The organism is Kitasatospora sp. NPDC059599 (assembly GCF_042735125.1).
Lineage (GTDB): Bacteria > Actinomycetota > Actinomycetes > Streptomycetales > Streptomycetaceae > Kitasatospora.
On the sequence record NZ_JBHWCL010000007.1, the window covers coordinates 91,837 to 105,298 of the forward strand.

Here is a 13,462-nt window from a genome sequence, read left to right on the forward strand (position 1 = left end):
CCCTCCCTCCCGGGAGGGAGACGCCTCCACTCCGCGGCGGGATCCGCCGGTCCGGCCCGGTCCGGTCGAATGTGACCACCGGCCGGAACCGCCGGCAGCGGCAACGACACCGCGCGACGCCACCACGCAACGCCACTACGCAACGACCGGAGGGGAGCACGCCCGTGATCGAGATCCAGGGCCTGACCAAGGAGTACGACGGACGGCGAGTCGTCGACGACCTGTCCTTCGAGGTCCGCCCCGGCGTGGTGACCGGCTTCCTCGGCCCGAACGGCGCGGGCAAGAGCAGCACCATGCGCCTGGTCCTCGGCCTGGACCGGCCCACCTCCGGACGCGCCCTGATCGACGGCCACGCCTACGCCGAACTCCCCCACCCGCTACGGCAGGTCGGCGCCCTCCTGGACGCCCACGCCCTGCACGGCGGCCGGACGGCGCGCGGCCAACTGCGCTGGCTCGCCGCGAGCAACGGCATACCGGAGCGCCGGGTCGGCGAGGTGCTCGCGCAGGTCGGCCTGGCGGACGCGGCCGGGCAGCGGATCCGACGTTTCTCCCTCGGCATGCGCCAGCGCCTCGGAGTGGCCGCCGCGTTGCTCGGCGACCCTGCGGTGCTGCTCCTCGACGAACCGGTCAACGGCCTCGACCCCGAGGGCATCCGCTGGATCCGCACCCTGCTGCGCGACCTCGCCGCCGAGGGCAGGGCGGTACTGGTCTCCTCCCACCTGATGAGCGAAATGGCCCTCACCGCCGACCACTTGGTGGTGATCGGCCGCGGCCGGCTGCTGGCCGACGCCGCCACCTCCGACTTCATCGACCGCCACGGCCGCACCCGGATCCGGGTGCGGGCGGTCGATCCGGCCAAGCTGGCCGCGCTGCTCGGCGGCGCCGGCCACGGCCTCGACGCCACCCGGGTCGACGGCGGCGCCTGGGAGGTGAGCGGCGCCGAACCCGAGCGGATCGCCGCGCTCGCCGCCGCCAACGGCGTGGTGCTGTACGAGATCGCGACCCAACAGGACTCCCTGGAGGAGGCGTTCATGCGGATGACGGCGGACAGCGTCGAGTACCGGACGGAGACCGCCGCATGAGCGCCGGCCCCCTCGGCGCGACGGCCCCTGGCACCTCCCGGTCGCCCCACGCCTTCGACGCCTTCCGTGCCGAGCGGATCAAGCTCACCACCCTCCGCTCGCTCTGGGTCACCCCGCTGCTCGCCGCCCTGCTCACCGCCGGGGTCACCACGGCGATCGGCGCGGCCCTCGGCGCCAAGGACCACAACATCACCGACGACCCGAGCGTCGGCGTCTTCTACGGCCTCAACTTCGGCCAGGCGGCCCTGGCGTGCTTCGGCATCCTGCTGATCGGCCAGGAGTTCAACACCCGCATGATCGACGTGTCGCTCACCGCCGTCCCGCACCGCGGCCGACTGTACGGTGCCAAGCTGGCGTTGGGCGCTCTGGTCGGTCTCGCCGTCGGCGCCGTCGGCACGGCGGGCGCCTTCGCGGGGTACGCGGCCACCGTCCCCGGCGCCTGGGACGGGCCCGCCCTGGTCCGCAGCGCCGTCGCCGGGGTGCTCTACCAGGCGCTGCTGGTGGTGCTCTGCCTCGGGGTGACCGCTCTGCTGCGCAACCTCACCGCCGCCATGGGGCTGCTGGTCCCCACCGTCTTCCTGCTCTCACCGCTGCTCAGCGGCGTGCCCGGAGTCCGCCGGGCGGCGCAGTTCCTGCCCGACCGGGCCGGCCAGTACGCGCTGCGCTACGTCGACGACCCACAGGTCGGGTACGGCCACTGGACCGGACTGCTGATCATGACGCTCTGGACGGCCCTGGCCGCGTACGGCGGCCTGCGCGCGATGCGCCACCGCCCCACCAAGTAACCCCGGGGGAAAGGGAGATGGGAGAGAGTATGAGTACGCTCATCGGCGCCCTGCGGGCCGAACGGATCAAGTTCACCACGCTGCCCTCGCAATGGGCGGCACCGCTGACCGCCCTGGTGCTGACCGTCGGCATCACCGCCGCGGTCAACGCCGCTTACGGAGCCAAGGACCACACCCCCGGCGAGGACCCGGCCGGCGGGATCTACTACGGGCTGCTGTTCGGCCACGTCGCCGTGGCCTGCTTCGGAGTCCTGCTGATCGGGCAGGAGTTCAACACCCGGATGATCGGCGGTTCGCTCACCGCCGTCCCCCGCCGCGGCCGGCTGTACGGCGCCAAGCTCGTGCTCGGCGGCGGACTGGGCCTGCTGCTCGGGCTGGCCTCCACGGCGGGGTCGTTCCTGGCCGTGGCCGTCGTCGGCGGCGTGGACCTCTCCACCCCCGGCCTGAGCCGCAGCTTCCTGGCCGGCGTGCTCTACCACCCGATGATGGTGCTGATCTGCCTCGGGCTGACCACGATGCTGGGCAACCTCAGCGCCGCACTCGGACTGCTCACCCCGATGGTGTTCCTCGGCACCACCTGGCTCGCGGCCATCCCCGGCGTCCGCGAGGTCGGCCAGTTCCTGCCCGACCGGGCCGGCCTCCACGCGATGCGCACCCAGCCCGAGCCGGGCGTCCACTACGGACACTGGACCGGACTGCTGATCATGGCGCTCTGGACGGCCCTGGCGTCCTACGGCGGCCTCCGCGCGATGCGGCGGTACGAAGCCTCCGGTTCGTAGCAGCGGACGGGGACGTGGCGCCGGAGAACAGATGACAGATTTCAGATTTCGACATCTGTCATCTGTCATCTGTTCGCTGTCATCTGTTCGCCGTCGCTCGTCCACCGCCGCTCGCCCGCCGCCACCGACCCTCCGACCTCGGCACCGGTCCTCAACATCGGCCCTCGGCACCGGCCCTCAGCGCAACGCCGGGTGCTCCGCGATCACCGTGCAGCTGCCCGGGGCGATCTCGGTGAATCCGGCGTCCTGGACCACCGGCAGTCCGCTGCGGACCAGCTCCTCCCACGCCCCCGGTGCGGCCGTCCGCACCGCGAGCGCGAAGCCGGACTCCGCCCACTCCTTGCGCTGCGCCTCGTCCAGCCGCCACCAGGCGAGCTGGGCGGCGTGCCCGGTCTGCGCCATCGTCTTGCCTGCGCTCATCTCGAGCTCCGGGTTGAGCCACAGCACCGGCACCCCGGACCCGGGCGCGCCGACCTCGGCCGTCTCCTCCAAGTCCGTCCCGGAGACCTGAAGCTTGGCCAGCTCCTTGGGCCAACCGTCCAGCGGGACCGGCGGGAACACCCGTACCTCAGCCTCCCGCCCCCGCACCGTGACGCCCGGCAGCTCGCCCGCCCGCCGCCACTCCCCGCCCCGGGCCCGCCGGACCACCTTGCGGATCCGGGCGTCCTCCCAGGCCACGACCCGCTCGGCCCACTCGCCGTCCTCCTCGGTCACCCGCGGGTCGGACAGCAGCGTGAGCACCGCCCGGGCCGAGGTCTCCAGCGCGTCCGTCCGACCCGGCGGGGTGGCCCGCTCCATCCGGACGACCAGCGGCAGCACGTACTGCGGCCGCGCGTCGCGGCCCTCCAGGGCCGGGGAGTCACCGGAGTCCGGGTCAACCGGGGACGGCGCAGCGGACGAGGTGGACGGAGAAACGGGGGCCGGGGCGTCGAACGGAGAAGTCACCCGTCCAGCATGCCAGCCCCGCCCCACCCCGCTCGGCCCGCCCCGTTCGTCCCGCCCCACCCGGTCAGCGCAGCCGTTGGCGCAGCTCGTCCACGGCTGCCCGGATCCCCGCGCCGCAGGCGTCCTCGGGCAGCACGTCCAGGGTGCGCACGGCCCGTTCGAGCTGCTCGCGCGCGAGGTCGGGCTCGCCGGGCTTGAGGTGGTCCGAGGCCAGGTTGAGGTGCAACGACGGGTGGAAGGCGCGCACCTGGCGGGCCGGCTCGTAGGTCCGGGCGCGCTCGGCGGTCAGCGAGTCGGCGGCGGCGAGGGCCCGCCGGTCCCACTCCGGCTCGGCCCGCGGGTCGTCCTGCAGATCGGCCAGGTGGTGCGCCGGCACGCAGCGGTGGAAGACGTACTGCTCCCCCGGTTCCTCCCAGAGCGCCTCGAAAGCCGGCCCGTGCCTCGGCCGTGCGTCCGCGCTGCGCGGCCCGCACGCTGTCCAGTCCGAGCGCGATCCGGTCCAGCGCGGGCTCGTTCCCGTCGGCCGCCGGGGGTCCGTCCGTCCGACCGGAACCTGTCGGGGACACATCGCGCGTTCCAGGCACATCGGACATGTCCGCAGCCTGACCGCCCGTCCGCCGGGCCGTCCCGGCCGGCCCGTCGGCCGGCCCGTCGGCCGGCCCGTCGGCCGGCTCCGGTCGGCCGGTCGGTCGGTCGGTCGGTTCCGGGCTGCTCGTTCCCGCCGGGTCCGACGCCCGGTCAGCGCCGGTAGCCGCGCTGCGGGTCACGCTCCTCCGCGTCCTCGTACATCAGGAACCAGCCCTCCGGGTGCGTGGCCGCCAGCAGCATCTCCGTCCGCTGCTCCGAGCCCAGTTCCGGGTCGCCGTCGTCCGGCCCGTAGACGCCGAACAGCTCGTCGTTGCAGCCTTCCCAGTCGTAGTCATAGAGGTCGGCCGGAAGGTCGCCCATCATGTCCGCCACCGACTCGGGCTGCGCGCCGAGCAGCGCCCGGGCGTCCACCAGCGCCATCCGCAGCGCGAGGTCGTCGGCCAGGCAGCGCGGCAGCGGCCACTCGCCGAGCGCGAGGTCGTCGGCCAGGTCGTCGAAGGCCCGGGCCATCGCGCGCCGCCAGCCACGGTGCATTCGCCAGGTGCGCTGGGGCAGTCGGCCGAAGACCGTCCAGTCGGTGTCGTCCCCGTCGGCGACCGGCTCGTCCCCGTGCTCGTCGAGGTCGTCGTAGGCGGCGTCGGCCAGGCCGAGCAGCTGGGCGTGGAGCAGGCAGGCGGTGCGCGGGGTGAGCGTCCAGTCCGCGCCCGCGCCGCCGTCCTCGTCCTCGCTCTCCAGCGGGAACAGCTCGGCGAAGTCCGGTGAGAAGTCCTCGGTCACGCTGATCTCCAGCGTGCCGCCGACCGCCTCGATCCCGGGGATGGCGGCCACCAGCCGGTCCGGGTGCAGCAGCGCGCCGAGTGCCGCGTTGGCGTCCTCGGCGACCTCGCGCAGCAGTTCACGGCGCTGGCCCGCCGGGTCGATGCCCTCGAAGTCCAGCTCCTCGACGGCCCTGATCGCGGCCGCGCGCAGGGCCGGCCAGTCGGTGATCCGCAGGCCCAGCACCACCGTCGCCTCGATCTCCTGCGCGCCGGAGTCCTCCGCCGCGCCCGGCCCCTGTGGATGATCGCTTCGCTCGCCCATGGGGCTACGGTACGGCTTTTCGGCCGCCCGATCACCGGTCCGGACCAGCTTCCGGAAGCCTTCTCGGCCACGACCCGGTCCGGCCTCTGTCACTCGGACGCCTCACATGGGCAGGATGGGTCCCATGGCTGACATCAACGAGTACGGCGGCGGGCAGGGCCCGAACGCCGACGTCCTGGTCGTGACCACCAATGACATCCCCGGATTCCGGGTCGACCGCGTGATCGGCGAGGTCTTCGGACTGACCGTCCGCAGCCGCCACATCGGCAGCCAGATCGGTGCCGGCCTGAAGTCCCTGATCGGCGGTGAGCTGCGCGGTCTGACGAAGACCCTGGTCGAGAGCCGCAACGAGGCGATGCAGCGGCTGGTCGAGCAGGCCAAGGCGCGCGGCGGCAATGCTGTCCTGATGATGCGCTTCGACGTCACGGAGGCGGCCGACGTCGGCACCGAGGTCTGCGCCTACGGCACCGCCGCGGTGATCTCTCCGATCGCCTGAGCACCCACCACCCACCGCCCACCACCCGCAGCCCCCCCCCCGTGCGCCACCCCCGCGCCCTCCGCCCGGATCGAGGAGGCGGCGGAACCGGCGGGAACAGTCGCCGCACCCCGAATGTTTCACGGCCGTGACTGTTTACGGTGCAACGAACGTCGGTACAACGCAGGCCCGTGCAACGCAGGACCGTGCAACGCAGGCCCGTGCGACCGCCGACGGTGCGACGAACGCCGCGCCGCAGCGCGTGGACGTCCTGGTGGTGGGCGCCGGGCAGGCCGGCCTGTCCGCCGCCTACCACCTGCGCCGCCGCGGCTTCGCCCCGCACCGGGCGGGCGCCGACGGCGGCTTCGTCGTGCTCGACGCCGACGCCGCCCCCGGCGGCGCCTGGGCGCACCGCTCGCCGTCGCTGCGGATGGCCACCGTGCACGGCTTCCACGACCTCCCGGACGCCGAGCTCCCGCCGGTCGACCCCGAGGCCCCCGCGCGCGAGGTGGTGCCGGGGTACTTCGCGGCGTACGAGGCCCGGCACGCGCTCCCGGTCGTACGCCCGGTCGCGGTGCGCGCCGTGCGTGCCGAGTCCGAGCGCCCGGACTCGCGACTGCTGGTGGAGACCGACCGCGGCACCTGGTCGACCCGCGCGCTGATCAACGCCACCGGCACCTGGACCCGCCCGTTCCTCCCGCACTACCCGGGCCACTTCGCCGGCCGCCAGCTGCACTACGCCGACTACCGCGGCCCGGAGGAGTTCGCGGGCAAGCGCGTCCTGGTGGTGGGCGGCGGCGCCTCGGCGATCCAGGTGCTGTCCGAGGTGGCGGCGGTCGGCGAGACGGTCTGGGTGACCCGATCCGAACCCGTCTACCACGACGGGCCGTTCACCCCCGAGTACGGACGCGCGGTGGTGGCCGAGGTCGAGGAGCGGGTCCGGCAGGGCCTGCCGGTGCGCAGTGTGGTGAGCGTGACGGGACTCGGCCCGTCCGTGGCCTACCGACGCGCCGAGGAGCTGGGCGCGCTGCACCGCCGGCCCGTGTTCGACCGTCTCACCGAGCACGGGGTCGCTTGGGGCGACGAGGAGTCGGCGGTGGACGCGATCGTCTGGGCGACCGGATTCCGGCCCGAGGTCGGCCACCTGGCCCCGCTCGGTCTGCGCTCCCCCGGCGGCGGCATCGCGCTCACCGGCACCCGCGCCACCGCCGATCCGCGCGTGCACCTGGTCGGCTACGGCCCGTCCGCCAGCACGGTCGGCGCGAACCGGGCCGGGCGCGCGGCCGTCAACGACCTGGTCAAGCTGCTCGGCGAGCCGGCGCAGCAGGCCGCCCCGGCGGCGGTCTGACCGCCCTCCGGTGGCCGCCCTCCGGTGGCCGGCCACCGGCCGCGCGGTGGACCGCGCAGCCCGGCCGCCGCGGCTCAGCGGTCGTAGTCGACCGTCACCCGGTCGGTGACCGGACGGGCCTGGCAGGTGAGGACGTAGCCCGCGGCCAGTTCCTTCTCCTCCAGGGCGAAGTTGCGGCGCATCTCCACCTCGCCCTCGGTGACCAGGGCGCGGCAGGTGCCGCAGACGCCGCCCTTGCAGGCGAACGGCAGGTCGGGGCGGGAGCGCTGCGCGCCGTCCAGGATCGAGCGGTCGCACGGGAGGGTGAGGGTGCTGCCGCGGCCGTCGAGCACGACGGTGACCTCGCTGTGCGCGCCGGTCCCGCCGTCCGACGAGGCGTCCGTCCGGTCCCAGTCCTCGTCGCGCTCCGGCAGCGGCTCGTCCTCGGCGTGGAACAGCTCCTGGTGCACCCGCTCGCCCGGCACGCCCAGTTCGGCGAGCAGGTCCTTCGCTCCCGTGACCATGCCGAACGGGCCGCACAGCCACCAGTGGCCGACGTTCCCGACGTCCACCAGTGCCGCCAGCAGTGCCCGCACCCGCTCCGGGTCCAGGCGGCCGCTGAGCAGTTCGGCGTCCCTGGTCTCCCGGGAGAGCACGTGGACCAGCTGGAAGCGGCCGAGGTAGCGGTCCTTCAGGTCGGCCAGCTCGTCGGCGAACATCACGGTGTCGCTGCGGCGGTTGCCGTAGAGCAGGGTGACGGTCGAGCGGCGGTCGGCGGCCAGCACGGAGCCGGCGATCGACAGCATCGGGGTGATGCCGGAGCCGGCCGCGAGCAGCACGTGATCGGCGGGGACGCCGAGTTCCGGGGTGAAGAGGCCCGACGGCGTCAGGACCTCCACCTCCTCGCCGGGCCGCGCCTCACGCACCAGCCAGCGCGAGAACAGCCCGCCCGGCACCTCGCGGACGGCGATCCGCAGCGGGCCGCCGACGGGGGCGCAGATCGAGTACGAGCGGCGCTCGTCCACGCCGTCCACCAGCTTGCGCAGCGTCAGGGTCTGCCCGGGGCGGAAGGCGAACTCCTCCGCCAGCTCGTCGGGCACCGCGAAGGTCACCGCGACGGCGTCGTCGCAGAGCCGCTCCACCCGGTCGATCCGCATCCCGTGGAAGGTGGGGCGGCGGGCCGGGCGGATGCCGGTCGCCCGGGTGCCGGCGGCGGGCGAGGCGGCGTCCGCGACGGCGGCGGAAGGCGAAGCGGCGGCGGGCGAGGCGGCGGGCATTCAGATCTCCTTGACGCGTTCGAAGGGCTCCCGGCAGGCGCGGCAGCGCCAGAGCGCCTTGCAGGCGGTGGAGCCGAAGCGGGACAGCTCCTCCGTCTCCGGGCTGCCGCACTGCGGGCACGGCACGGGTGCCGCGCCGGTGGCGGCCCGGGCCGCAGCTCCGGTCGCGGTACCGGTCGCGGCTCCGGCGCGGGTCGGGCCGAGGGCGAGCGGGACCGGTCCGGCCGCGCGGACGGCGGAGGTCGGGCGCGGCGGGGCGATGCCTGCCTCGGCGAGCTTTCGGCGGCCCTCGGCGGTGATCAGGTCGGTGGACCACGGCGGGTCCAGCCGCAGCCGCACCCGGACGTCCGGGTACCCGGCCGCACGCAGCCGGCGGTCCACGTCGGCGGCCATCTCGGCGACCGCGGGGCAGCCCGAGTAGGTCGGGGTCAGCCAGGCGGTGACCGCACCGGTGCCGCCGTCCACCTCGACCCCGGCCAGGACGCCCAGGTCCGCCAGGGTGAGCATGGGCAGCTCCGGGTCCGGGACGGCCCCGGCGACCGCCCGGGCCGGCTCGCGGGCGGTGTCCGCGGCGGCGACGCCCGCGGTTCCGGTCACCGCGTCGGCGGCGAGCTGCCCGGTCACCACGTCGCCCCCGGGTGTGCGCGGGCCACCACCTGCAGTTCGGCGAGCAGCGGACCGAGGGCCTCGGTGTGCACGCCGTCGCGGCCGGCCCGGCCGAGGACGGTGGCCAACGGCGGCACCTCCGGCACGGTCAGTCCGGCCTCGGCGAGGACCGCCCCGAGCGCGCCCAGCACCGGCTCGCGCAGGGTCGCCGGGTCGACGCCCACCCGCAGCTCCACCGGGTGCGCCGTGAACAGTTCCTCCAGCAGCGGCCACACGGCGTCCAGCCCGGCCTGCATCCGCTCGGCGGAGTGGGGCGTGCCGTCGCCGAGGCGCAGCGTCCAGGCGGTGGCGTACTCGCGGTGGTAGGCCAGCTCCTTGACCCCGCGCGCCGCGACCGCCGCCAGCACCGGGTCGGGGTGCGCGCTCAGCGCCTCGTACAGGGCGCCGCGCGCGGTGGCGAAGAGCAGCAGCCGGGCGATCGAGTAGGCGAAGTCGCCGTTCGGCGTCTCCACCAGCCGGACGTTGCGGAACTCGTGCTCCTCGCGCCAGTACGCCAGGTCGTCCTCGGTGCGGCCGGTGCCGTCCGCCTGACCGGCCCGGGTCAGCAGCAGGCGGGACTGGCCGAGCAGGTCGAGGCCGAGGTTCGCCAGGGCGACCTCCTCCTCCAGCTCGGGCGCCCGGGTGCACCATTCGATCAGCCGCTGGGCCAGGATCAGGGCGTCGTCGCCGAGCATCTGGCAGTAGGCGGCCAGGTCCGTGCCGTCCGTCCCGGCGGGCAGGGCGGTGTCGACGCCGAGCAGCGGGTCGGCGAAGCCCGTCCCGTACGCCCAGCGGCCCTCGCCCTCGGGGCCGGGGGCAGCCTCGGCCAGGCTGAGGTAGACGTGGTCGTCGTGACCCGCATGGTCCCCGTGGTCCCCGTGGCCCGCGTGGCTCTGCCGGCCCGCGTGGTCCTGGTGGTCCCCGTGGTCGGGGCCGGAGGCGGTGTGCTCCTGCGTGGCGGTGTGGTCCTGCATGGCGGTTCCCCCGTCAGATGTGCGGGACATCCTCGGGGATGTCGTAGAAGGTCGGGTGGCGGTAGACCTTGTCGCCGCTGGGCTCGAAGAACGGGTCGCGCTCGTCCGGGGTGGAGGCGGTGATCGCGTCCGAGCGGACCACCCAGAGGCTGACGCCCTCGTTGCGGCGGGTGTAGAGGTCGCGGGCCGCGAGCAGGGCCATCCGGTCGTCGGCCGCGTGCAGCGAGCCGACGTGCACGTGGTTCAGGCCGCGCCGGGGGCGCACGAACACCTCGTACAGCGGCCAGCCGGCCTTGGACCCCGCCGTGGGCACCGCCTTGGACTCGGCCATGGGCTCGGTCACTTTCCGTTCTCCTGTTCCGTGGCGTGCTGGACGTGCTGGGCCTGCGGCCCGGCCGCGGCGGACTGCTCCGCAGCGCGCTTGGCGGCGTAGGCGACGGCCGCCTCGCGCACCCAGGCGCCGTCCTCGTGGGCGGCGCGGCGGCGTTCGACCCGCTCTGCGTTGCACGGGCCCTGACCGCGGATGACCCGGTTCAGCTCGGACCAGTCCGGCTCGCCGAAGTCCCAGCCGCCACGCTCCTCGTTCCGGCGCAGCTCGGGGTCGGGCAGGGTCACGCCCAGGTGCTCGGCCTGCGGGACGCTCATGTCGACGAACCGCTGCCGCAGCTCGTCGTTGCTGTGCCGCTTGATCCGCCAGGCCATCGAGCGGGCGGTGTTGGGCGAGTCCGCGTCCGAGGGGCCGAACATCATCAGCGACGGCCACCACCAGCGGTCCACGGCGTCCTGGACCATCCGGCGCTGGGCCTCGGTGCCGCGCATCAGCGTCATCAGGAGCTCGTAGCCCTGCCGCTGGTGGAAGGACTCCTCCTTGCAGATCCGCACCATCGCCCGGGCGTACGGGCCGTAGCTGCAGCGGCAGAGCGGCACCTGGTTGCAGATCGCCGCGCCGTCCACCAGCCAGCCGATCACACCGACGTCGGCGAAGGTGAGGGTCGGGTAGTTGAAGATCGAGGAGTACTTCTGGCGGCCGGAGATCAGCTTCTCGGTCAGCTCGGCGCGATCGACCCCGAGGGTCTCGGCGGCGGCGTAGAGGTAGAGGCCGTGACCGGCCTCGTCCTGGGCCTTGGCGAGCAGGATGGCCTTGCGGCGCAGCGAGGGGGCCCGGGTGAGCCAGTTGCCCTCGGGCTGCATGCCGATGATCTCGGAGTGGGCGTGCTGGGCGATCTGCCGGATCAGGGTCGCCCGGTAGGCGTCGGGCATCCAGTCCCTGGGCTCGATCCGCTGCTCGGCGGCGACGACCGCCTCGAACCGGTCCTCCGGCGCCTGCGCGGGAACCGGCTCGGCCACCTCTGCTGTCACCACGGTCCCCTCTCGTGTCCTGCGCGCCGGTCCGCCCGGGGCCCGGGCACCAACCGACTGACCGTTCGGTCGGTACCATTCTGCGCGGCGGGGCGGAGGGATGGCAAGGCACGAAACAGATAACAGCTGACAGATTTCGAAATCTGTCAGCTGTCATCTGTCATCTGTCGGCTGTCATCTGTTCGCCGTTGCCGGTGAGCTGCGGCAGCCGTCGGCTGCGAGCCGTGGCGGCGGTCGGCCATGAGCTGCGGCCGGCGGCCGGCCGTGAGTCGCAGCAGCCGCAGCCGTGGTCAGCCGCCCCCCTCGGCCGCTACTCGCTACCCGCCGCCGGCCCGGCTCGGCTCGGGCGGCGGGCCGTCACCGGCGCACCACCCCCGCTCAGCCCTCCGCACGGTCCCGCAGTCGCGGCAGCGGTACGGCGAGGAGCGCCGCCAGCAGCGCGATCCGGGGGGCGATCTGGTCCAGCCGGATGTGCTCGTGCCGGGCGTGCGCCCCGGCCCCGACCGCACCGAACCCGTCCAGGGTCGGGAGCCCGCGCGAGCCCGGAAGGTTGGTGTCCCCCGCCCCGCCGGCCGGGGCGCCGTCCAGCTGCTGCCCGAGCACCGCCGCGAGCGAACGCACGTGCCGCAGCAACGGGTTGCCGGTCCGCTCGGGCCACGCCGGACGGCTGGACAGCACCTCCGTCCGCACCCTGGCCCCCGGGCGCAGCGCGGTGAGCCGGGCGAGGTGGTCGAGCGTGCGGCGCTGCGCCTCGGCGGTGGAGAACCGCAGCCCGAGCTCGGCCTCGGCCCGGCCCGCGATCACGTTGGCCCGCGAACCGCCGCTGATCCGGCCGGCGTTGAGCTCCGTACCGGGCTGGCCCGCGAGGCCGCGGACCAGCACGAGCTGGTCCACCAGCTCGTCGACCGCCGACACCCCGTCGTGGGCGTCGTTGCCGGCGTGCGCCTCGCGCCCGGTCACGGTGAGCCGGACCCGGGTGCTGCCGCGCCGGGCGGTCTTCAGCCGGCCGTCGGGGTGCGGCGGTTCGAGCCCCAGCACCGCGGCGGCGCCGCGCAGTTGGCGCTCGACCAGGCGCCGCCCGTCCGGACTGCCGACCTCCTCGTCGGAGACCACGACCAGCCGCACGGTCCGGTGCGGCCGCTCGCCGAGGTCCGCGAGAAGGGCCAACGCGCCCTCCAGGATGGCGAGTCCGCCCTTCATGTCGACCACGCCGGGCCCGGTGAGCCGGCCGTTCTCCTCGGTGACCGGCCAGTCCGCCAGGGTGCCCGCCGGCCAGACGGTGTCGTGGTGGCCGACGATCAGCAGGTGCGGCAAGGACTCGTCCCGCCCCTCCCACTCCAGGACGAGGTGGTCTCCGGCCGGGCTGGGCTCGCGCCGGGCGGTGGCGCCGGTGGCCCGGAAGCCGGACGCCAACTCCTCGGCGAGGGCGTCGAGTCGGGTGGCGTCCCCACTGGGTGACTCGATCCGGGCGAGGTCGGCGCAGCGGCGTCGGACGGCGCCGGCGAGGGTACGGGCGCGGACACTGAGTGCCTGTGGCAGGCCGGGCAGTGCCGCGGTGACCGGCGCGCTCCCGGCGGGGGCGGTGGTTCTGGAAGCGGCGGCCGGCCCGGGGTTCGTGCCGGCCGCCGGGGTCGGCACGGGCGAGGTCTGGGCGGGCGACATAGGGGCGGGTGAGGACTGGGCAGGCGAGGACTGGGCGGGTGAGGACTGGGCGGGTGAGGACTGGGCGGGTGAGGACTTGGCGGGCGAGGTCTGGGCCGACGGGGGCGGCGACACCGAAGGAGCGGGCGCCACGGCTGCGGTGGCTGCCGCGGTGACTGCGGCGAGGGCTTCGCCGTCGGCGGCCGCCGGGACGGGGGACGGGTTCCGGTCGGTTTCCGCGGCGGCACCCGGCGCGGCCGACGACCCGACGATCTGGGGACTCAACGCGCGCCTCCGCGGCCGCCGCCGGTATTCAGCGGTCGGGACGGCCGACCGCTCCCGCCCGGGTACCAGGCCCGGCCGGACCGCGCCGTGCGGCCGGGATGATCGGCGGCCCTCCGGAACGGTCCGTCTGGCCCAAGTGCGGTGGAACGGCTGGGCGGCGTGCTTGGCATGTGTGTCCTCCTCGCTCGATCCGGTGGCCCCGGTCCGCCCGGAGCCCCGT

Annotated in this window: 14 protein-coding genes; 5 read left to right on the forward strand and 9 right to left on the reverse strand. The window is 74.8% G+C overall.

Annotated features, from left to right (window positions below; translation table 11 throughout):
• Positions 1 to 164 precede the first annotated feature (164 nt).
• From ACFV04_RS04440 to ACFV04_RS04450, 3 genes are read left to right on the forward strand one after another with little or no spacing between them, the layout of a single operon-like run.
• Entirely contained in the window at positions 165 to 1,082 is a 918-nt protein-coding gene (locus ACFV04_RS04440; protein ID WP_380526712.1) for an ABC transporter ATP-binding protein, read from the forward strand.
• Positions 1,079 to 1,867, forward strand: coding sequence for a hypothetical protein (locus ACFV04_RS04445; protein ID WP_380526714.1), 789 nt, complete (start codon positions 1,079 to 1,081; stop codon positions 1,865 to 1,867). The genes ACFV04_RS04440 and ACFV04_RS04445 overlap by 4 nt, the downstream gene beginning before the upstream one ends.
• Positions 1,868 to 1,896: 29 nt before the next feature.
• Positions 1,897 to 2,646: a hypothetical protein gene (locus ACFV04_RS04450; RefSeq protein WP_380526715.1), complete on the forward strand. Its 750-nt coding sequence runs from the start codon at positions 1,897 to 1,899 to the stop codon at positions 2,644 to 2,646.
• 177 nt (positions 2,647 to 2,823) lie between these two features.
• Here ACFV04_RS04450 and ACFV04_RS04455 read toward each other — a convergent pair whose 3' ends face one another.
• The 3 genes from ACFV04_RS04455 to ACFV04_RS04465 all read right to left on the reverse strand — a co-directional run bounded on the left by ACFV04_RS04455 (position 2,824) and on the right by ACFV04_RS04465 (position 5,259).
• On the reverse strand, positions 2,824 to 3,591 hold the full coding sequence (locus ACFV04_RS04455; protein ID WP_380526717.1) for an aminoacyl-tRNA hydrolase: 768 nt from the start codon (positions 3,589 to 3,591) through the stop codon (positions 2,824 to 2,826).
• Between the two features lie 64 nt (positions 3,592 to 3,655).
• Positions 3,656 to 3,967: a hypothetical protein gene (locus ACFV04_RS04460; RefSeq protein ID WP_380526719.1), complete on the reverse strand. Its 312-nt coding sequence runs from the start codon at positions 3,965 to 3,967 to the stop codon at positions 3,656 to 3,658.
• Between the two features lie 362 nt (positions 3,968 to 4,329).
• On the reverse strand, positions 4,330 to 5,259 hold the full coding sequence (locus ACFV04_RS04465) for a hypothetical protein (protein WP_360250507.1): 930 nt from the start codon (positions 5,257 to 5,259) through the stop codon (positions 4,330 to 4,332).
• Positions 5,260 to 5,383: 124 nt separating this feature from the next.
• On the opposite strand from ACFV04_RS04465, the gene ACFV04_RS04470 reads away from it, so the two are divergent.
• Both ACFV04_RS04470 and ACFV04_RS04475 read left to right on the forward strand, forming a co-directional pair.
• Complete coding sequence (locus ACFV04_RS04470; protein ID WP_360250510.1) at positions 5,384 to 5,755, forward strand: YbjQ family protein; 372 nt, start codon at positions 5,384 to 5,386, stop codon at positions 5,753 to 5,755.
• A gap of 241 nt (positions 5,756 to 5,996) precedes the next feature.
• Complete coding sequence (locus ACFV04_RS04475) at positions 5,997 to 7,082, forward strand: NAD(P)-binding domain-containing protein (protein ID WP_380526722.1); 1,086 nt, start codon at positions 5,997 to 5,999, stop codon at positions 7,080 to 7,082.
• A gap of 74 nt (positions 7,083 to 7,156) precedes the next feature.
• Here the strand turns inward: ACFV04_RS04475 and paaE are convergent, their stop codons facing one another.
• The 6 genes from paaE to ACFV04_RS04505 all read right to left on the reverse strand — a co-directional run bounded on the left by paaE (position 7,157) and on the right by ACFV04_RS04505 (position 12,954).
• Complete coding sequence (gene paaE, locus ACFV04_RS04480) at positions 7,157 to 8,338, reverse strand: 1,2-phenylacetyl-CoA epoxidase subunit PaaE (RefSeq protein ID WP_380526724.1); 1,182 nt, start codon at positions 8,336 to 8,338, stop codon at positions 7,157 to 7,159.
• Positions 8,339 to 8,845, reverse strand: a complete 507-nt coding sequence (paaD, locus tag ACFV04_RS04485; RefSeq protein WP_380340278.1) for a 1,2-phenylacetyl-CoA epoxidase subunit PaaD — start codon at positions 8,843 to 8,845, stop codon at positions 8,339 to 8,341.
• A 113-nt stretch (positions 8,846 to 8,958) separates the two neighbouring features.
• The gene (gene paaC, locus ACFV04_RS04490) at positions 8,959 to 9,957 is read right to left on the reverse strand and encodes a 1,2-phenylacetyl-CoA epoxidase subunit PaaC (protein WP_380339947.1); all 999 of its coding nucleotides are present in this window, start codon (positions 9,955 to 9,957) and stop codon (positions 8,959 to 8,961) included.
• Positions 9,958 to 9,970: 13 nt separating this feature from the next.
• Positions 9,971 to 10,288 (reverse strand): 1,2-phenylacetyl-CoA epoxidase subunit PaaB, encoded by a 318-nt coding sequence (gene paaB / locus ACFV04_RS04495; protein ID WP_360250704.1) that lies wholly within the window; start codon positions 10,286 to 10,288, stop codon positions 9,971 to 9,973.
• An 8-nt stretch (positions 10,289 to 10,296) separates the two neighbouring features.
• Entirely contained in the window at positions 10,297 to 11,304 is a 1,008-nt protein-coding gene (gene paaA / locus ACFV04_RS04500) for a 1,2-phenylacetyl-CoA epoxidase subunit PaaA (RefSeq protein WP_360250707.1), read from the reverse strand.
• Positions 11,305 to 11,694: 390 nt separating this feature from the next.
• Positions 11,695 to 12,954, reverse strand: a complete 1,260-nt coding sequence (locus ACFV04_RS04505) for a M20 family metallopeptidase (protein WP_380526726.1) — start codon at positions 12,952 to 12,954, stop codon at positions 11,695 to 11,697.
• Positions 12,955 to 13,462 lie beyond the last annotated feature (508 nt).